This window comes from Rhodococcus sp. NPDC056506 (assembly GCF_042794945.1).
Classification (GTDB): domain Bacteria; phylum Actinomycetota; class Actinomycetes; order Mycobacteriales; family Mycobacteriaceae; genus Rhodococcus_F.
The window spans coordinates 106501-125437 of sequence record NZ_JBHTSW010000013.1; the positions used below are offsets into that span (position 1 = coordinate 106501).

General features: G+C 62.0%; 16 protein-coding genes. 14 read left to right on the top strand and 2 right to left on the bottom strand.

All coding sequences use genetic code 11. The features are described 5' to 3' along the window. The first annotated feature begins 133 nt into the window (after window positions 1–133). Window positions 134–913: an IclR family transcriptional regulator gene (locus ACFQ6H_RS13880; protein WP_378646654.1), complete on the top strand. Its 780-nt coding sequence runs from the start codon at window positions 134–136 to the stop codon at window positions 911–913. Here the strand turns inward: ACFQ6H_RS13880 and ACFQ6H_RS13885 are convergent. Continuing rightward, entirely contained in the window at window positions 910–1512 is a 603-nt protein-coding gene (locus ACFQ6H_RS13885) for a helix-turn-helix domain-containing protein (RefSeq protein WP_378646656.1), read from the bottom strand. The genes ACFQ6H_RS13880 and ACFQ6H_RS13885 overlap by 4 nt on opposite strands. A gap of 112 nt (window positions 1513–1624) precedes the next feature. Between ACFQ6H_RS13885 and ACFQ6H_RS13890 the strand changes: the two genes are divergently transcribed. The 10 genes from ACFQ6H_RS13890 (at window position 1625) to ACFQ6H_RS13935 (ending at window position 15233) form a co-directional block, all read left to right on the top strand. Further along, window positions 1625–3028 carry an MFS transporter gene (locus ACFQ6H_RS13890; RefSeq protein ID WP_378646658.1) on the top strand — a complete coding sequence of 468 codons (1404 nt, stop codon included), beginning with the start codon at window positions 1625–1627 and terminating at the stop codon, window positions 3026–3028. A 109-nt stretch (window positions 3029–3137) separates the two neighbouring features. Then, window positions 3138–5045, top strand: coding sequence for an alkyl/aryl-sulfatase (locus ACFQ6H_RS13895; RefSeq protein WP_210378069.1), 1908 nt, complete (start codon window positions 3138–3140; stop codon window positions 5043–5045). Window positions 5046–5062: 17 nt separating this feature from the next. Continuing rightward, complete coding sequence (locus ACFQ6H_RS13900) at window positions 5063–6043, top strand: linear amide C-N hydrolase (protein ID WP_378646660.1); 981 nt, start codon at window positions 5063–5065, stop codon at window positions 6041–6043. Between the two features lie 104 nt (window positions 6044–6147). After that, window positions 6148–7479 carry an MFS transporter gene (locus ACFQ6H_RS13905; protein WP_378646662.1) on the top strand — a complete coding sequence of 444 codons (1332 nt, stop codon included), beginning with the start codon at window positions 6148–6150 and terminating at the stop codon, window positions 7477–7479. Between the two features lie 46 nt (window positions 7480–7525). Then, window positions 7526–8722: an anhydro-N-acetylmuramic acid kinase gene (locus tag ACFQ6H_RS13910; RefSeq protein WP_003941439.1), complete on the top strand. Its 1197-nt coding sequence runs from the start codon at window positions 7526–7528 to the stop codon at window positions 8720–8722. Further along, window positions 8719–9594, top strand: coding sequence for a MurR/RpiR family transcriptional regulator (locus ACFQ6H_RS13915; protein ID WP_378646664.1), 876 nt, complete (start codon window positions 8719–8721; stop codon window positions 9592–9594). Before ACFQ6H_RS13910 ends, ACFQ6H_RS13915 begins: the two co-directional genes overlap by 4 nt. Window positions 9595–9691: 97 nt before the next feature. Continuing rightward, a complete protein-coding gene (gene murQ / locus ACFQ6H_RS13920; RefSeq protein WP_378646684.1) occupies window positions 9692–10609 on the top strand; it encodes an N-acetylmuramic acid 6-phosphate etherase in 918 nt (305 codons plus the stop codon). Continuing rightward, a complete protein-coding gene (gene nagB / locus ACFQ6H_RS13925; protein ID WP_378646666.1) occupies window positions 10610–11389 on the top strand; it encodes a glucosamine-6-phosphate deaminase in 780 nt (259 codons plus the stop codon). A 53-nt stretch (window positions 11390–11442) separates the two neighbouring features. Then, on the top strand, window positions 11443–12852 hold the full coding sequence (locus ACFQ6H_RS13930) for an FAD-dependent oxidoreductase (RefSeq protein ID WP_378646668.1): 1410 nt from the start codon (window positions 11443–11445) through the stop codon (window positions 12850–12852). Between the two features lie 86 nt (window positions 12853–12938). Further along, window positions 12939–15233 (top strand): serine/threonine-protein kinase, encoded by a 2295-nt coding sequence (locus tag ACFQ6H_RS13935; RefSeq protein ID WP_378646670.1) that lies wholly within the window; start codon window positions 12939–12941, stop codon window positions 15231–15233. A gap of 27 nt (window positions 15234–15260) precedes the next feature. Here the strand turns inward: ACFQ6H_RS13935 and ACFQ6H_RS13940 are convergent, their stop codons facing one another. After that, window positions 15261–15569: an amphi-Trp domain-containing protein gene (locus ACFQ6H_RS13940; RefSeq protein ID WP_378646672.1), complete on the bottom strand. Its 309-nt coding sequence runs from the start codon at window positions 15567–15569 to the stop codon at window positions 15261–15263. Between the two features lie 73 nt (window positions 15570–15642). Between ACFQ6H_RS13940 and ACFQ6H_RS13945 the strand changes: the two genes are divergently transcribed. From ACFQ6H_RS13945 to katG, 3 genes are all read left to right on the top strand, one after another. Further along, a complete protein-coding gene (locus tag ACFQ6H_RS13945) occupies window positions 15643–15960 on the top strand; it encodes a hypothetical protein (RefSeq protein ID WP_378646674.1) in 318 nt (105 codons plus the stop codon). A gap of 131 nt (window positions 15961–16091) precedes the next feature. Continuing rightward, a complete protein-coding gene (locus ACFQ6H_RS13950) occupies window positions 16092–16535 on the top strand; it encodes a Fur family transcriptional regulator (RefSeq protein ID WP_378646676.1) in 444 nt (147 codons plus the stop codon). Between the two features lie 36 nt (window positions 16536–16571). Then, window positions 16572–18794, top strand: a complete 2223-nt coding sequence (gene katG / locus ACFQ6H_RS13955; RefSeq protein ID WP_378646678.1) for a catalase/peroxidase HPI — start codon at window positions 16572–16574, stop codon at window positions 18792–18794. Window positions 18795–18937: the final 143 nt, after the last annotated feature.

An 18937-nucleotide genomic window follows, 5' to 3' on the forward strand; every position in this document is an offset into this window, starting at 1 on the left:
CTCACTCACTTCGGTATCCAGTGAACTATCTCCTGTTCACAGGTTCAAGCAATCTCGAACATCGACAGAGAACTGATCGACTACTGACCATCTGAAGTAATTTCGTTCACTCAATGGACGCTAGGATGAAGGCATGCCAACTCACGAGCAATCGCCGGCCATGGTCGCGCGGGTGGCGGCACTTCTACGAGCCCTCGGCGCGTCCGAACCAACGGGCTCTTCCACCACGGAATTGGGCAAGCTCACCGGCCTCGCTCGGCCCACCGCGCACCGACTGCTCACGTCCTTGGCTGCCGAAGGACTGGTCGATCGTGACGCACGAACCGGTCGGTGGTCTCTCGGTCCGGAGTTGTACCTCCTGGGGGCGGCGGCCGGAAATCGGTACGACATCACCGACCGCGCTCGTGACGTCGTCGACGAACTTGCCCGGGTCACGGGGGAGAGCGCATTCCTGTCGGCACGTCGAGGTGACGAGACTGTCTGCATCCTGAGTCAGGAAGGCAGTTTTCCGCTGCGATCTCACGTGCTGCACGAGGGGAAGCGTTTCCCGTTGGGAGTCGCGTCGGCCGGCCTTGCCATCTTGAGCCACCTACCGGCGCGGGACGTCGACGACTATTTCGCCCGGGTGAATCTGGATTCGGAATGGGGTGAGATCCACAGTGAGACATCGATTCGAGAGCGAATCGAGTCGACGCGGGTCACCGGCTACGCCGTCAATCCAGCCCTCATCGTCGAGGGAAGCTGGGGGATGGGTGCCGCGGTGTTCGACCGCAACGGTCGCCCGGCCTGGGCGTTGAGCCTGACCGGAGTGGAAACTCGCTTCCGGCCCGCGCGTCATGCCGAGTTGGGAACGCTGCTCCTCGAGCACGCTCACACACTGTCGAACCGATTGAAAACGCATGCAGTGACCTAACTTTCGGGAACCAGGTCTTGTGCAGTAGTAGTTTTTGCCTTCGTGCGCACATGTGCCTTCTCGCCTTGCGGGCCGAAAAGATGCAAGATTTCCACCACCTGTTCATCGGCAGGCCCGAACCAATGGGGCTCGGCAGTGTCGAACTCCGCGACTTCACCGGGGTGTAGGAGAACCTCGTTCGCCCCCAGGATGAGACGCAGATCCCCGGCGAGGACGTAGAGCCATTCGTAGCCGGCGTGGGTGACGAGTTTCGGTGGACGCGGACCGATCACCTGCTTGAAGACCTGCACGCGGCCGGGATAGCGCGTCAACGGAACGACGGCACTGCCGTTCTTGCGTCGGCTCGGGGTGAGATGAACCCGGGGATCGCCCGTAGCGGGAGCGCCGACGAGTTGGTCCAGCGCGACCCGGTGCGCTCGGGCAAGCGGCAACAGCAGATCGAGGGTGGGGCGACGCTTACCCGATTCGAGGCGTGAGAGTGCGCTGACGGAGATGCCGGTGGCCTCGGACAGCGCCTCGAGAGTCAATCCGCGATCGCGTCGAAGCGTGCGCAGCCTCGGTCCGATATCGGTGATCAACTGCTCGAATTCAGCATCCATGCCGTCCATCTTTGCAGTTTCCGCAAAATTCTTACCGACTTCGGACGCTGGAGAGCAACGATCCTTTCGACAGTCGAGTACGGCAGAGCACTTCGAGAGATGGAGTCCGACCATGAAACCTTCGAGCGGGATCGAACCGCAAGTGATCGGACTTGATGCACGGCGGCGATGGGGCATCCTGGCGATCTGCTGCACGAGCCTGTTCGTCGTCGGGTTGGACACGACCATCGTCAACGTAGCCCTGCCGACGATCGGTGAGGGATTTCGCGTCGGAACCCGTGGTCTGGAATGGGTCGTCAACGCGTACACACTCGTCCTGGCCAGCTTGCTGATCTCGTCCGGAGCGGTGGCCGATCGTTTCGGCAGGAGACGAGTCTTTCAGATCGGGCTTGTCGTTTTCGGGGTGGCGTCGATTGCCTGCGCACTCGCTCCGTCCGTGGAGGTGCTGATCGCGGCCCGGATCGTCCAAGGCGTCGGTGGGTCGATGCTCAGTCCGGTTGCCTTGGCGATCGTGGTCAACGTGATGACCGACCCGAAGGAGCGGGCCAAGGCGATCGGGGTGTGGGCCGCGGTCTTCGGCCTGAGTATGGCGGCAGGGCCGATCGTCGGCGGTGTGCTCATCGAAAGTTTCGGCTGGCGATCGGTTTTCTGGATCAACGTGCCGGTGATCTTGGCCGTGCTCGTCTTGACTGCTGTGTTTGTACCGGAGTCCCGAGCGCAGCAGTCGCGACGTCTCGACCTTCCCGGTCAATTGCTACTGGTGATTCTTGTCGGCGGGGCGGTCGCCCTTCTGATCGAGGGTCCGCGAATCGGATGGTTCTCTGCCGCGGCGACGGCAGGGTATGTCGTTGTTGCTGCAGCGTTGGCCGCATTCATCCGCGTCGAATCACGCAAGCGTGAGCCACTGATGGATCTCGCACTCTTCCGCCGCAGACCGTTCTCGTCGGCTGTGGTCGGCGCTGTCGTGGTGTTCGTGGCGTTGAACGCAACGCTACTGCTCGGCACGTTCTACTTGCAGCACTCCCGCGGTATGAGTCCGGCCCTGGCCGGCGCGATCACCCTCCCGATGGCTGTTGCGGCAACGGTCTGCGCGCCGTTGTCCGGAATACTCGTCGGACGCTTCGGCCCGCGGCGACCGCTGCTGATCGCCGGTAGTTTCACGACGCTCGGTGGACTGTGCCTGGTCTCGCTCGACAACAACACGGCGATTCCGATGCTGTTGGCCGCTTACCTGTTTCTCGGTATCGGATTCGGGTTCTCGAATGCCCCCATCACCAACACCGCCGTCAACGGGCTGCCGAGATCGCAGGCGGGGCTTGCCGGTGGAATAACTTCCAGTGCACGCCAATTCGGTGCCGCTCTCGGTGTGGCGCTGGCCGGTGGCATTATCGGCGGCAGTGCACCGGTAGACGTCGCGCAGGCATCGAGGCTGGGATGGATCCTGGTTGCCGGATGTGGGATCGCAGTCCTGTTAATTGCACTCGCATCTCGGAATTCCGAGGAACTCCCCGGCTGATCACCTTGCGTGTTCGTGCGAGCTTCACCCTGCGCGGGTGATTCCAAGCGCGCGCCCAACCGATACAGATGATGGGGTATCAGATCGTCGTATCCGAGCGGGGAGTGCCATGTGCCAGACACCTAAGGACGCAACACCGGCCACAGTCACGGCGAATCGCGAGGCAGTCGCGCGGTATGCCATGGATGACCGGCAGGATTTTGCCGACGCGGATCGAGGGTTGATCGCTCCGTTGCCGGGCAACGTTCTCGGCGACGACGGGCATGTGGTCTTCGACCCGGACGCTTTGGCGTACATCGGTGACGACGTTCCCGCACCCGACACCGTCAACCCCAGCCTGTGGCGCCAGAGTCAGGTCATACGCCGAGGTGGGCTTTACCAGGTGACGGATCGCCTCTACCAGGTGCGGAACAACGACATCGCGAACCTGACGGTCGTAGAGGGCGACGAGGGACTGATCGTCATCGACTGTATGGCCGGAGTCGAATCGGCACGGCAGGGAATGAAGATGATTCGTGAGCACGTCAGCGACAAGCCGGTTGCGGCGATCATCTACACGCACACCCATATCGACCACTACGGCGGTGTCAAAGGAATCGTCGACGTCGAGGACGTTGCGTCGGGAAAGGTGCCGATCATCGCGCCCGGCACGATCGCATCGTTCGACAAGTTTGCAATCGGTGAGAACGTTGTGGCCGGCAATGCCATGGCCCGGCGGTCTTTCTATGCCTTCGGTGGATTGCTCGACCTCGGCCCGAAAGGGGCAGTCTCCTGCGGAATCGGTGTGCTCAGCACCAAAGGCCCCCAGATCTCGTATATTTCGCCGACCGACAGCATCACGGAGACCGGAACGAAGCGTGAGATCGCCGGTCTGGAATTCGAGTTCCTTTATGCGCCGGATACCGAGGCTCCGGAGGAAATGCACATCTGGATCCCCGAACTCGCCGCGCTGACCTGTGCGGAGAACGCCAATCATTCGCTCCACAACATCCAGACCCTCAGAGGCGCGCGCACTCGCGACGCTCGGAACTTCGCTCGGTATCTGGACGAGACTCTCGAGCGATGGGGAGACGAAGCGGCTGTTCACTACGGACCGCACACGTGGCCGGTGTGGGGTAACGAGAACCTGGTGCCGTTCATCGAATCACAAAGGGACACTTACAAGTACATTCACGACCAGGCGCTCCGTCTCGCGAACAAGGGGTACACACCGCTCGAAGCTGCCGAGGTGATCGAACTGCCGGACGAACTCGGGCGCAAGTGGTACAACCGCGGTTATCACGGAACTCTGCACCATGACGTTCGCGCCGTGTACACCAAGGAACTGGGAATGTGGGACGGCGATCCGGTGTCGCTTCACCCACATCCGCCGGTCGAATCGGCGAAGAGGTTTGTCGATCTCCTTGGCGCGCAGAAGATCCTGGACGAGGGCAAGCGGGCATTCGACGCCGCGGACTACCGATGGGCGGCAGAGATCCTGCACAAGTTGGTGTTCGCGCAACCGGAGAACACCGAAGCGAGGAACCTGCAAGCCGACGTCTACGAGCAGATGGGCTATCAAGCCGAGGGGCCACAGTGGCGTGGGATCTATCTCTCGGCCGCCCTGGAGCTCCGTGAAGGCGCCCAGCCCGCCCCCTATGTCACCGCGAGCCAGGACAGTGTCCTCGCGATGCCCATCGACATCCTCTTCGACTTCGTCGCAATACATCTCATCGGCGACAAGGCCACCGACGCGGAACTGCGGATCGATTTCGTGTTCACCGATCGCGGCGACGAGGCATGGACTGCGTGGGTCAAGCGCGGCGTCCTCAATGCACGTAAGGGCGCGTCACCGAACACCCAACTGACGGTCTCGGGCCCGAAAGCGGCACTCGTGGGAGCGCTTCTGCAACCAGGCGCGGCCGCCGAACTGGCCAAGGCCGGGAAGATTTCGCTCGACGGAGACGAATCAGCGCTCGAGACCCTGGGAGGGTTGCTCGATACCTTCGATCCCAGTTTCAATATCGTCACGCCGTAACGAAGGGATAGTTTTCGATGTGTACACGCTTGGTCTACTTGGGGCCCAACGGCACTGTGATCACTGCTCGATCGATGGATTGGAAGGTCGATCTCGGAACAAACCTCTGGGCTTTCCCGCGCGGCATGACCAGAGGGGGCTGCGCAGGTCCGAACTCGATACAGTGGACGTCGAAATACGGAAGCGTTGTCGCGACGGCCTACGACATGTGCACGACCGACGGGGTCAACGAGGCCGGGTTGTCTGCCAATCTCTTGTGGTTGGTCGAGTCCGAGTACCCGACGTATGACGGTTCGACCCCGGGATTGTCGATCGCGGCGTGGGCGCAATACGTCCTGGATCACTTTGCGACAGTTCAGGAAGCGGTCGAAGTGCTCGCGTCGGAACCGTTCACGGTAGTGACCGCTGCCGTTCCCGGCGAAGACCGCCTCGCAACGCTGCACATGTCGCTCTCGGACGCTGGGGGAGACAGCGCGATCATCGAGTACGTCGGTGGACGCCCGACGATTCATCACAGCCGTGAGTACCAGGTGATGACCAATTCGCCGATCTTCGATCAGCAACTCGCCGTCAACGAGTACTGGAAGCAGATCAACGGAACCGTCATGCTGCCCGGAACCAACCGTGCCGCTGACAGATTCGCGCGGGCATCGTTCTATGTGGATGCGATACCGCAGACGGACGATCCGCGGTCGGCATTGGCATCCACCTTCAGTGTTATTCGGAATGTATCAGTGCCCCTGGGTATTTCGACTCCCGACGAGCCCAACATCTCGTCGACCCGTTGGCGTACGGTCGTCGATCACAAACGCACGCTCTATTTCTTCGAGTCGGCGATGACACCGAATACTTTCTGGGTGGACGTGGCGTCGATGGATCTCGCGGAGGGGACGCCTGTCCGAAAGCTCGGGCTCGGCGCGAACGAGAGCACCGTCTATTCCGGTGATTCCACTGGCCAGTTCGAACAGGCGGAGGCATTCACGTTCGCGGGAGCATAATGCTTCTGGGCGCGGCAAAAATCCAATCGTGAAACTTCTTGACATTTCTACTCCGTTCAGATGAAACTTTGTTGCATATTCGGGTTTCGTCAACGGAGGACGGCATGGGCATCACAGTGCAGACACGGAACGATGGTGCGCAGCTCAAACGGCGCAGGGCGCTCGTCGCCGGCTCCGTCGGAAATTTCATCGAGTGGTACGAGTTCGGCGTGTACGGGTTCTTCGCGACGATCATCGCGTCGAACTTCTTCAGCGCCGACGGTTCCGGCGACCTCGAAAGCCTGATCAAGACGTATGCGTCGTTTGCGTTGGCGTTCTTCTTCCGCCCCGTGGGTGCCGCGCTGTTCGGTCGACTCGGTGACCGCATCGGCCGACGTCCCACCCTGGTGATCGTTCTTCTGCTGATGTCGGCTGCGACGACCCTGATCGGTGTGCTCCCCACCTACGAGAGCGTCGGAATTCTGGCACCGCTGCTCTTGACGGTCCTTCGAATTCTGCAGGGATTGTCGGCCGGTGGTGAGTTCGGCGGTGCAGTGTCGGTGATGACCGAGTTCGCTCCGCCCGGACGACGTGGGCTGTACGGCTCGTGGCAGTCGTTCACCGTCGCACTCGGACTGCTCGCCGGTGCGGGTATCGCAGCACTCCTCGCTACTGTCCTCGACCCGTCACAGCTCAGTGACTGGGGCTGGCGCATCCCGTTCCTTCTTGCACTGCCGATGGGGCTGGTTGCCCTGTGGCTCAGGCTCCGGCTCGAAGAGACGCCGTCGTTCGAGCGTGCTCGATCAGTCCAGTCCGAACCGACAGCTGATGCATCGGCGCCGGTAGTGCAGCCGACTGTCGGAGAGACGGCCAGGGCAATTCTGCTCGGAATCGGGCGGTTGATGGGTTGGTCTGCTGCCGGTTACACGTTCCTCGTCGTCATGCCGACTTATCTTCAGAGTTCGCTCAACGCGACTTTCCATCAGGCACTTGTTGCTTCTGTGCTCGCCAATGCGGGCTTCGCGGTGACCATTCCGATCGCGGGTGGACTCAGCGATCGCATCGGACGACGCGCGGTCATGCTCACCGGCACCGTGATAATTCTGGTCCTGGCTCTGCCGCTGCTCAACGTCCTGCAGAACGAGCAGACGTCTCTGACAGCCAAGGGATTTGCAGTGTTTGCCGCCGGCGCCGCAGTGGGACTTGTTGCCGGGCCCGGACCCGCCATGCTCTCCGAGATGTTCCCCACTTCGGTTCGGTACACCGGATTGGGACTCGCATACTCCCTGTCCAACGCGGTCTTTTCGGGCTGCGCCGGTTTGATCATCACGTGGCTGATCAAGGAAACTTCCAATCTCGATATTCCGGCCTACTTCGTGATGGCAACGTGCGCCGTCAGTGCAATCGCCTTGAGTACCTTGCGAGGAAATGCCCACAAGCGGGCACTCGTCGACTGACCGCAGCTTTTCCGAATGCCGAAACGATCCGAGTAAGGGATATTTCATGAGAGTCATCGGCCTGATGTCCGGTACTTCGTACGACGCTATCGATGCTGCCGCAGCAGACATCCGGATCGACGGGGACACTCTTGTGCTCACCCCACTGGGCATGGTCAGCGAACCGTATTCCGGTGAGTTGCGGGCTGCGGTGGCGGCTGCGGTACCGCCGGCGTCCACCACTGTCGGTCAGATCTGCCAACTCGACACCGAGATCGGACAGGCATTTGCGGCCGTCGCTGCGCGGGCGAACGAGGAACTGTGCGGTGGCAGTGCGGAATTGATCTCCTCACATGGTCAGACGATGTTCCACTGGGTCGAAGGAGCGCAAGTAAAGGGCACTCTTCAGCTCGGGCAGCCGGCCTGGATAGCCGAGAAGACCGGATGCACGGTCGTGTCGGACCTGCGCTCTCGCGACGTGGCGACGGGTGGTCAGGGTGCACCACTGGTCAGTGCGTTCGACGTATTGTGGCTCAACGGAAGAACTTCGGGTTCCGTCGCGCTCAATCTCGGTGGCATCGCCAACGTCACTGCTCCGGGAGGCGCTCCGACATCGACGGCAGATGGTGCCGCAGTACCGATTGCCTTCGACACCGGCCCCGCAAATGCGTTGATCGACGCTGCGGTAAGCGAATTCACCGCGGGGGAGCAGTGGTTCGATCTCGGAGGTGCTCTGGGCGCAGCCGGCACACCGAACGTCGATCTGCTCGCACAACTACTGAGCGAACCGTATTACGCGCAGCCCGCTCCCAAGAGCACAGGCAAGGAATTGTTCCATCGGGACTACCTACTCGCCGCACTGCGGGGCTACGAATCCTTGTCTCTGGCCGACATCGTCGCGACACTGACTGCACTGACCGCCCGGACCGTCGCCGATTCCGTCAAAGCACTCGCGGCTACCGAAGTGGTGGTGTCAGGCGGTGGCACCAAGAACCCGACGTTGATGGCGATGCTCCGTGACGAACTGGGCGACATCGCGCTTGTCTCTTCGGACGAACTCGGCGTCACCTCCGACATCAAGGAAGCATTGGCTTTCGCGGTTCTCGGCTTTCTCACCGCACACGGATTGCCCGGAAGCATTGCTTCGTGCACCGGTGCACGTCACGCCAGTGTGCTCGGATCTCTGACGCCAGGAAGCCGTGGGCTGCCTAGAATCACATCGGTGCCGTCAGCTCCGAAAACGATGCGAATCGAGGCGTTATGACTTTGGACCGGAGTGCTCCGGCGTCCGTCGACCTGCTTGCTCGTATTCGCGCATCACTGAGCAGCCTCTCGCCTGCCGAGCTGCGGATCGCCGAAATCATCGAAGCCGGCCCCAGTCTGGCCTCCACCCTGACGGTCAACGACCTCGCCGAGCGAGCGTCGACAAGCACGGCAACAGTGGTCCGCACAGCCAAAAGGCTAGGTTTCGAGGGCTATCCGCAGCTTCGTCTCGCGCTGGCGGCCATCAGCGGGTCCGGCGCCGGGGACACGATCCCGCTCGGTGTGGACATCGTTGCTGCCGACTCGGCCGGCGAGGTGATGGCCAAGCTCGCTGAGTTCGAATCCGAACAACTCAAGGGCACGGCGCAATTGACCGATCCTGCTGCGCTCGAAGAAGTTGTGTCCCGGATTCGATCCGCCCGCCGCGTCGAGGTGTACGGGATCGGCGCGTCAGGCATCGTCGCGCAAGACCTCACGTTGAAGCTCTCTCGCATCGACGTCAATTGCCGGGTTCATCTCGACCGCGACGCGGCGATGGTCAGTGCCAGCTTGCTCGGACCGGACGACATCGCAGTGGGGATCTCACATTCAGGTGAGACTTCCGATGTCGTCGAGCCACTTGCCCTTGCCCGTCGAACCGGGGCGTCGACGGCTGCGATCACCGGTGGGGCGCGATCGACGCTCGCCGTGCAGTCACACCACGTTCTACTCACTGCCGGTAGAGAATTCGGTTTCCGATCGGCTGCGATGGCAAGCCGCACCGGTCAGCTGTTGGTAGTCGACACAATTTTTGCGATGGTGGCGCACTCGCTGCCCAGCGCACTTTCCGCTCTGCAACGAAGCCATGACGCTATTGCTTCGAAGCGGCACTGACGAGGAGTCGTCGCTGTGAATACTGACGAGGAGTCGTCGCTGTGAATACTGACGAGGAGTCGTCGTAATGAAATCTGATCGAGGAGGACTCGCCACAATGCAATTGGAAATGCTCTCCACCGAGAGGCCCAACCCTCTCACCCGCGATCTCGACGTCATGTCGGTGTCGGACTTGCTGACGGTGATGAACCAGCAGGACTCAATCGTGGCCGACGCGGTCGCGGCGGTACTACCCGCCATCGAAGCCGCAGTCGACTTGATCGTCGCTTCCCGGGCGCAAGGTGGTCGACTGATCTACCTGGGAGCCGGGACAAGTGGGCGCCTGGGAGTTCTCGACGCAGTGGAATGCCCTCCGACGTTCGGGACAGATCCGGGCGAGGTGATCGGCATCATCGCCGGTGGCCCGGGAGCGTTTCTGAACGCAGTCGAGGGAGCAGAAGACGATCCGCGATCGGCTGGGGTGGACCTCGACGCAATCTCGTTGAACGCCAACGACGTCGTCGTGGGCTTGGCGGCCAGTGGTCGTACCCCCTATGTCATCGGTGGCCTCGATCATGCCCGCGAACTCGGCGCCGCAACAGTGGCAGTCTCGTGCAACCGGGGTGCGGCAATGAGTTCTCACGCCGGCGTGGCCATCGAAGTGGACACCGGCCCCGAGATCCTCACCGGATCGACGAGGCTCAAGGCCGGGACTGCGCAGAAGATGGTGTGCAACATGCTCTCCACGGCCAGTATGGTCCGCTCCGGGAAGGCATTCCACAATCTGATGGTCGATCTTCGGCCGACCAATGCCAAACTTGTCGATCGCGCAAACCGGATCGTCGCGGCAGCCACCGGAGTCGATACCGAGATCGCTTCGGAGACCATCGAGAATGCCGACGGTCATGTGAAGGCAGCGGTCGTCATGTTGTTGGCCGAATGCGACTTCGCCGAAGCAACCGAACTGTTGGAACGCGCTTCGGGTTCGGTACGCAATGCCATCGTCGGAGCCGGCAAGAGCAGTGAGGAAGCCTGAATGGAAATCGTCATAGTTCCCAGTCCGGAAGACGGCGGGCGAATTGCTGCCGATATCGTGTGCGGCGCAATCGAGAACGGAGCGCGAACGCTCGGCCTCGCGACGGGATCGTCACCGCTGCACACGTATCGAGAGCTGATCAGGCGGCATCGAGAATCGGGAGTGTCGTTCGCGGACGTGAGCGCGTATCTTCTCGACGAGTACGTAGGTCTCACGTCCGATCAGCCACAGTCCTATGCGCACACTATCCGCACGGAACTCGTGGATCACCTCGACATCGACAATGCGCGAGTGTTCAGCCCCGACGGCGGAGCCGCGGATCCCAGTGAAGCTGCCCGGCGCTACGACGCTGCCATTGCCGAAAACGGTCCCATCGACGTGCAGATCCTCGGCATCGGCCTCAACGGACACATCGGTTTCAACGAGCCCTCCTCCTCGCTCGCGTCGCGCACCCGAGTGAAGACCTTGACCGAGAGGACCCGCGCCGACAACGCACGGTTCTTCGCAGACCCGGCCGACGTGCCGCGTCATGTGATCACACAAGGACTCGGAACCATCAGTGAAGCAAGGCATCTCGTCCTGATCGCGGACGGCGCACGCAAAGCGCCCGCCGTCCGGGCGGCGGTCGAAGGTCCGGTCTCGGCGTTCTGCCCGGCATCAGTGCTTCAGCTGCATCCACACGTGACCGTCATCGTCGACGAGGCAGCTGCCGGTGAACTCGAACTCGCGGAGTTCTACCGCTACACAACCGAGCACAAGCCTGCAGAGCAGGGCTACTGACTGAAAAGCGGGGGACTTGATCTCTAGCGCAGTTGAGCTCCTAGCCTCGGTGCATGATCAGTGTGAGAGCGGTATCCCCGCTTGCGTCGCCCCGGGTTTTCTCACCTCCGCGCAGTGTTGCGATCGTCGGAGCGGGGCCGGCGGGAATCCACGCTGCGAGCGCTCTCGCTGAACTGGCGCCCGGCACCAAGGCAGACGTGTTCGAGCGTCTACCCACGCCGTACGGACTGGTGCGTTACGGTCTCGCGCCAGGGCACGCCGAGTCCGAGAAGTTCGTCCGTTCTCTGCACACCGCGCTGGGCGCCAGTGACTTCCGGCTGTTCTGCAACGTAGAGATCGGAAAGGACCTTTCCGTCGAGGTTCTACGTTCTTCCTACGACGCCGTGATCATTGCGACCGGCGCGCCAAGGGATGTGCCGCTCGACATTCCCGGCGTCGACCTTCCAGGCTCTTTCGGTGGCGCCGATTTTGTCGGTTGGTACAACGATCACCCGGACAGTTCGCCGCAGTGGCCGCTGAACGCCGAATCGGTCGCCGTGATCGGGGGTGGCAACGTCGCACTCGATGTCGCGCGCATGATTCTCGCCGACGAGCAATCGCTAGAGGCCACGGACGTTTCTTCCGACGTTCGGAAAGGTATCGCCGAAAGTCTCGTTCGGGAGGTGCACATCTTCGTCCGGCGCGGACCCGCCGACGCTCGATTCTCCCCGAACGAGTTGCGCGCTCTCGGCGTTCTGCCCGGAGTCGATGTTGTCGTCGACGCTGCCGATGTCGCACCGGATCGGCATATCGAGCGGATGTCCAAACAGTTGGTGCATACCCGACTGGCTGTCGAGACGCTCCGTACTTTCGCAGGCGCTGCTTCTGCCGACCGAATCGCCCAGCGCCGAGTTCACCTGCACTTTTACCGACAGCCGGCGGAGATTCTCGGTAACGGGAAAGTCGAAGCACTCCGCGTCGAGCGGACTGATCCCGACGGCTACGGTCACGTCACCGCTTCGGGGGCCTGTACCGACTATCCGGTTCAAGCGGTGTACCGGGCAATCGGATTTCGCGGCACTCCACTTGCTGGGGTGCCCTTTGATCACGGACGCGGCACGGTTCCGCACCGGAGCGGCGCGGTGGTCGACGAGAACGGTCTTCCCATCACGGGCCTGTTCGTGACCGGATGGATGAAGCGAGGTGCCGTCGGGCTGATCGGTGCGGCACGGCCGGATGCTCGCCAAACCGTCGAAACCATGCTGCGGCAGCTGGATTCGAATGTCGAATGTCGATCGGACCGCAGCCGGATCGCTGCACTACTCGCGGCCGGAAAATTACTGCCCGTCGATTGGGACGGATGGCTTCGCATCGATGCCGCCGAACGCGACCTCGGTGCGCGGCACGGGCGTGATCGCGTCAAGATCAAAGATCGCGAAGACCTCGTCCACATCGGCGCGAACGTGGCCGTTCACCCCGAATAGATTCGCTGGGGTCTGGGGTACCACCGGGGTTACGCTGAAGTGAGTCACCTCGATTCATCGTGCTCGAGGTGCGGAGCAGAAGTGTCATGAATGAACGTGGTGCGCAGGCCAGTGACGCGACAGTCGCGAGCGGGCCCCTGACCGAACGGGGCACCGTCACCGAGTTGCGCCCGTCCGCACTGCCGGTGGGGCATGACGGGCGCAACGGTGCCGACGGGCTCGGGCGCCTGGTCGGAGACTGGGAGGCGGGAACCCCGTCCGAGTTGAGCGACTATCTGCCCGATCCAGCCAAGATTCGCCGGGCCGCACTGATCGAACTGGTCGGAATCGACATGGAGTACCGCTGGCTGAAAAGCGATCGCCCGAAGCGGCTCACGGAATATTGCGTCGAGTATCCGGAATTGCTCGAAGAACCACTACCGGCCGAGCTCCTGTACGAGGAGTTCCGGCTACGGAAGCTGGGCGGCGAGGACGTCGTGGCGGCCGATTATGTCACCGAGTTCCCTTTGCAGGCAGAGAGTTTCGAGCAGATGTTTGACCGTGATTCGATGGCCGGTCGCGAAGACGTCATGATGTTGGGTCTCTCGGGTTTCGACGAGTTCGAAATCGGGCAGCACCTCGACGATTTCGAACTGGTGTTGGAACTTGGGCACGGCGCGTTTGCCCGAGTGTTCCTCGCTCGGCAGCTCTCGATGCAGCGGTGGGTTGCGCTGAAGATTTCCCGCAACGTCGGAGTCGAGCCGCAGACTCTCGCCCAACTCGACCATCCCAACATCGTTCGGGTATTTGATCAACGGCTGCTCGAGGAACGCGCACTGCGAGTTCTGTTCATGGAATACGTGCCAGGCGGGACGCTGCTCGACGTGGTCAAACTTGTCCGTGTGACACCGCAGGCGCAGCGGTCCGGACAGCTCCTTCTCGACGCCATCGATCAGACACTGGCGAAGAAGGGAGAGATGAAGCCGAGCGAGACGAGCCTGCGGAGCGAGATCGCGGCGATGTCGTGGCCGGAGACCGTGGCCTGGATCGGAATGAGACTGGCCGACGCCCTCGAGTACGCGCGTGAACACGGCGTACTACATCGGGACATCAAGCCGGCGAACGTACTTCTCAGTGTCGAAGGCATCCCGAAACTCGCCGACTTCAACGTCAGCTCGAGCGAGGAGGTCTCGACCGAGGACGCGGCTTGTTTTGTCGGGGGTTCGCTTGCCTACATGTCTCCAGAGCAGTTGGAGGCCTGTGCGGTGGGTGCGCCCGGCACACTCGACACTCGCAGCGACATCTATGCACTCGGCGTGATGCTGTGGGAGCTCCTCACCGGGAGTAGGCCTTTCACTGACGACGGAACGGGGGAGAACCCGCCGTCGCCCAAGCAGGCGCTCGAGGCCCGCCGGCGCGGAGTGGACCCAGCGGCCGAGGCCCGGTTGCCGGACGACTGTCCGCCGGCGCTGCGTCGGGTTCTGGTGAAGTCTCTCTCGCCGGAGAGAGACGGTAGGTGGTCTGGTGGCCGAAAGCTGGCCCGTCAGTTCGCTCTGTGTCTGGACCGGTCTGCCCGCAATCTGGTGGACCCACCGGAAGGGAGCCCGCGTTCGACGTTGTGGAAGTGGGCGCTGCCGATTCTGCTGGCCGCGATCGGAATTCCGAATCTCCTTGCGGCGGGTTACAACTACTACTACAACAAGATGCTGATCATCTCGGGGCTCTCGCCGCAGGCTCAGCAGCATCTCGAGCAGGTTCATCTGGTCATCGGGGTGGCTGCGTTCTCTCTCGGCGCCGCGGCGATCCTGTATTGGTGTCGGCTTGCGCTCACCGTGCCTCACGGACTGCGTAACGGTCAGACGTACAGCGCGGAGGTCTTGAACAAGGCGCGTACCGCGACGCTGAACGTCGGACACCGAGCGGTGGTGATCGCTTTCGGTCTGTGGGTGGTGGCCGGTATCGCATATCCAGTTGCGTTGCAGATTGCGGCCGGCGGTATTCCGCAGCGAGCCTACGTGCACCTGATGTCGTCGCTGGCCGTGTGCGGAGCCGTCGCAGTCGCCTATCCGTTCTTCATCCTGACCTACTACTCGGTTCGATGTCTGTATCCGATCTTGTTGTCACACGGAGAGTTACGAAGCGACGACGGCCGCGATATTCGTTCACTGGGTCGGAGCAGCACGAGGTACCTCGCGGTCGCAGCCTCGGTTCCCCTGGTGGGAATCGCGGGGCTCAGTTTTGTCGGTTCTGGTGCCGGTGAGGAACTCAACGCAACCGTCCGCGCTCTGTGTTTGGGCGGTATCGCCGGATTCATCGTTGTCTACCAACTGTTTCGACGAATCGAAAGGGATCTCCGGGCACTGCTGCGCGTAGTATCTCTCGAGGTGTCGGCGTCTCCTTAAGTGCCTGTCAACCGAATTCGAGTCGGCCTATTTGGCAGTGCTCTTGCGTGGTCGGCTGCGGCGGACGGCCTTGGCGGGAGGCGGAGACTTCACTTCCGATTCTTCCTGAGGGTCGTCGCGCCAGTTGATCTCGATTTCTATCTCGACTTCATTGCCGTCGACTTCGATCTCGAGTTCCCACCGAACCTGCTCCGGAACACTGATTTCGATCGAGTCCCCGCCAGATCCCAGTTCCACTTCCGATCCACTGGCAAGCGCTTGGCCGAGGGCGATGAGTCGGTCGGCGACTTCCTGGCGCGAGAGTTCTGACTTCCTCTTGATCTCCAATTTGGGCACGATCACTCCTGACCTCGGCGGATTCTCCCTTTCACGGTAGATGGAACAAACAGAAGATTGTTACCTTTGGACGATGTCGACCCGCTACCACGTCACCTCCGTCTTGAATCGTGCGTCGATCCAGCGGTACGGATTGGACTGGCGCCGAATGGGCGCGGCTCGCGGAATAGCAGGAAGTCTACGAGCAGAGCAGGAGGGATGCTTCCTCGCCGGCGACGAGGGTGAACGGGACTGGTTTGTCAGAATGAACAACACCGGCGGCCCGGTTGACGTATGGGAAGTCCACGGTATCGACGCTGCATCACTTGTTCAGTCGCCGGAGGGGCACTACTACTTCCCCGGCGTCATCGCGGCCGCTGAACTGCGACTGGCCCAACAAGACCTACCCTAAATTCATCTCCCATGATTCCCAGGCCCGTTCGTCCTGTTCGGAGCACAGACGAATCGGTCGGTAAATCCGTGTAGGCGAGGATTTTCGCGAAAGTCTGGGTTCAGTCCAGAAGATTGCGCAATAGTGGAAGGGTGCCTTCGACGCCGGATTATGCAGCCCAACTGCGTAACGCTGAGCTTCGCGTGACTCGCCCCAGAGTCACGGTGCTCGAGGTTGTGCATGCACGCCCACATGCAGCCACCGAGACGATTTTCGATGCTGTGCGGGCGGTTCTGCCAGGGGTATCTCGGCAGGCGGTCTACGACGTGTTGCACGCTCTCACCGACGCCGGATTGATACGGCGAATACAACCGTCCGGATCCGTGGCGCTGTACGAGTCTCGCGTCGGTGACAACCACCATCACGTGGTCTGCAGGTCGTGTGGCGTTGTCGAGGACGTCGACTGCGCCGTAGGTGAAGCGCCGTGTTTGACGCCGTCGACGCACAACGGCTTCGTCCTCGATGAAGCCGAGGTCATCTACTGGGGCCTGTGTGCCGACTGTTCGACAACTCAGAGTTTGCGATCACAAACGTGATCGAAGTCCGTTCTACTCGCTCATGGAGGGATTACCGTGTCCGATAGTTGCCCGGTTGCTCACGATGGAAACACCGAGAGCACCAGCGAAAGTGAAAACCCCGCAATCCCGTCGCCGACACCCACCGGGAACCGTCCGAGAACGAACAGCGACTGGTGGCCGAATCAGCCGGATCTCTCTGTCCTGCATTCACATTCGTCGAAGTCGAATCCCATGGGTGCAGACTTCGACTACGCCCAGGAATTCGCCAAACTCGACGTCGAGGCACTCAAGCGCGACGTCATCGCGTTGATGACGGCGTCGCAGGATTGGTGGCCGGCCGACTACGGCCACTACGGCGGACTCTTCGTGCGTATGAGTTGGCATGCTGCCGGCACCTATCGCATTGCAGACGGCCGCGGGGGCGGCGGTCAAGGCGCTCAGCGTTTCGCCCCGCTCAACAGTTGGCCGGACAACGCCAGCCTCGACAAGGCACGGCGCCTGCTCTGGCCCGTGAAGCAGAAGTACGGAAAGCAGGTTTCCTGGGCCGACCTGCTGGTGTTCGCGGGCAACTGCGCCCTGGAGTCGATGGGGTTCAAGACCTTCGGCTTCGGATTCGGCCGAGAAGACATCTGGGAGCCCGAGGAGATCTACTGGGGTCCTGAGGACACCTGGCTCGGCGACGAGCGTTACAGCGGAGACCGTGAGCTGTCCGGACCGCTCGGCGCCGTGCAGATGGGCTTGATCTACGTCAATCCCGAAGGGCCCAACGGGCAACCGGATCCGGTAGCGGCCGCCCGCGACATCCGAGAAACATTCGCGCGCATGGCGATGAACGACGTGGAGACAGCTGCGCTGATCGCCGGCGGCCACACCTTCGGCAAGACACACGGAGCCGGACCGGCCGACCTCGTCGGACCGGAACCCGAAGGCGCACCCATCGAGCAGCAGGGACTGGGCTGGAAGAGTGCCTTCGGCACGGGTGTGGGTAAGGACGCGATCACCAGTGGTCTCGAGGTCGTGTGGACTCCCACTCCGACGAAGTGGGACAACACCTTCTTGGAGATTCTGTACGGCTACGACTGGGAGCTGACCAAGAGCCCGGCGGGTGCGTGGCAGTGGATTCCGAAGGACGGCGCGGGGGCGGGCACGATCCCGGACCCGTTCGATTCGTCGGCCGGACGCACACCGACGATGCTGACGACCGACCTCTCCCTACGCCTGGATCCGACGTACGAGAAGATCACCCGGCGTTGGCTCGATCATCCGGAAGAATTTGCCGAAGAGTTCGCCAAGGCTTGGTACAAGCTCCTTCACCGTGACATGGGACCGGTCACGCGCTACCTGGGACCTTGGGTTCCCGAGCCGCAGCTGTGGCAGGACCCCGTTCCCTCGGCCGATGATCAACTGATCGGGGACGCAGACATCGCGATCCTCAAGAGTCGACTTCTCGACTCCGGGCTGTCCATTTCGCAGTTGGTGTCGACCGCGTGGGCGTCGGCTGCGAGCTTCCGCAGCACCGACATGCGCGGCGGCGCCAACGGTGCGCGAATTCGACTGGAGCCGCAGAAGAACTGGGAAGTCAACGAGCCCGCAGCCCTCGCCGCGGTGCTTGAGACTCTCGAGCGGGTTCAGCAGGACTTCAACCAGGCTGGTGGAGCCAAGGTTTCACTCGCCGACCTGATCGTTCTGGGTGGTACAGCGGCCGTCGAACAGGCCGCGAAGAACGCGGGACAGGACATCACGGTCTCGTTCACTCCGGGACGTACTGACGCAACGCAGGAGCAGACAGACGTCGACTCGTTCGAGGTACTCGAACCTCGGGCCGACGGATTCCGGAACTACCTCAAGGGTGGGGAGAAGATTCCGGCAGAGATTCTGCTGGTGGACCGCGCGTACATGCTGTCTCTGACCCCACCCGAGGTGACAGTGCTGGTCGGCGGACTTCGCGCGCTGAACGCGAACTTCGGCAAGACCGGCCACGGGGTGTTCACCGACCGTCCCGAGACCTTGACCAACGATTTCTTCGTCAACCTTCTCGACATGGGTACCGAGTGGAAGCCGTCGAAGACGAACGAGAACGTCTACGACGGGGCTGATCGTGCGACGGGCGACCCGAAGTACACGGCAACTGCAGTGGACCTCGTCTTCGGATCGAATTCGCAACTGCGCGCACTCTCCGAGGTGTACGCCAGCGAAGACGCGAAGCAGAAGTTCGCCGAGGACTTCGCCGCCGCCTGGACCAAGGTGATGGACCTCGACCGGTTCGACGTCAACTGATCCAGCAGATCGTCGACGGGGGCCCCCCCGCCTGTTGTGGCGGGGGGGCGGCCCATCACCCGCCCCCAAACGGGGGGGGGGGGGGGCGGAAATTGGGCGGGGTACAACGCGGGTAATGAGTTTTTTGTGTTATAAAAAAAAAA

Coding starts and splice junctions, on each gene's coding strand:
- ACFQ6H_RS13915 (WP_378646664.1), top strand. CDS start 8,719: ATGACTTTGGACCGGAGTGCTCCGGCGTCCGTCGACCTGCTTGCTCGT.
- ACFQ6H_RS13905 (WP_378646662.1), top strand. CDS start 6,148: ATGGGCATCACAGTGCAGACACGGAACGATGGTGCGCAGCTCAAACGG.
- ACFQ6H_RS13880 (WP_378646654.1), top strand. CDS start 134: ATGCCAACTCACGAGCAATCGCCGGCCATGGTCGCGCGGGTGGCGGCA.
- ACFQ6H_RS13885 (WP_378646656.1), bottom strand. CDS start 1,512: ATGGATGCTGAATTCGAGCAGTTGATCACCGATATCGGACCGAGGCTG.
- murQ (WP_378646684.1), top strand. CDS start 9,692: ATGCAATTGGAAATGCTCTCCACCGAGAGGCCCAACCCTCTCACCCGC.
- ACFQ6H_RS13945 (WP_378646674.1), top strand. CDS start 15,643: ATGTCGACCCGCTACCACGTCACCTCCGTCTTGAATCGTGCGTCGATC.
- ACFQ6H_RS13910 (WP_003941439.1), top strand. CDS start 7,526: ATGAGAGTCATCGGCCTGATGTCCGGTACTTCGTACGACGCTATCGAT.
- ACFQ6H_RS13935 (WP_378646670.1), top strand. CDS start 12,939: ATGAATGAACGTGGTGCGCAGGCCAGTGACGCGACAGTCGCGAGCGGG.
- nagB (WP_378646666.1), top strand. CDS start 10,610: ATGGAAATCGTCATAGTTCCCAGTCCGGAAGACGGCGGGCGAATTGCT.
- ACFQ6H_RS13930 (WP_378646668.1), top strand. CDS start 11,443: ATGATCAGTGTGAGAGCGGTATCCCCGCTTGCGTCGCCCCGGGTTTTC.
- ACFQ6H_RS13900 (WP_378646660.1), top strand. CDS start 5,063: ATGTGTACACGCTTGGTCTACTTGGGGCCCAACGGCACTGTGATCACT.
- ACFQ6H_RS13890 (WP_378646658.1), top strand. CDS start 1,625: ATGAAACCTTCGAGCGGGATCGAACCGCAAGTGATCGGACTTGATGCA.
- ACFQ6H_RS13895 (WP_210378069.1), top strand. CDS start 3,138: ATGTGCCAGACACCTAAGGACGCAACACCGGCCACAGTCACGGCGAAT.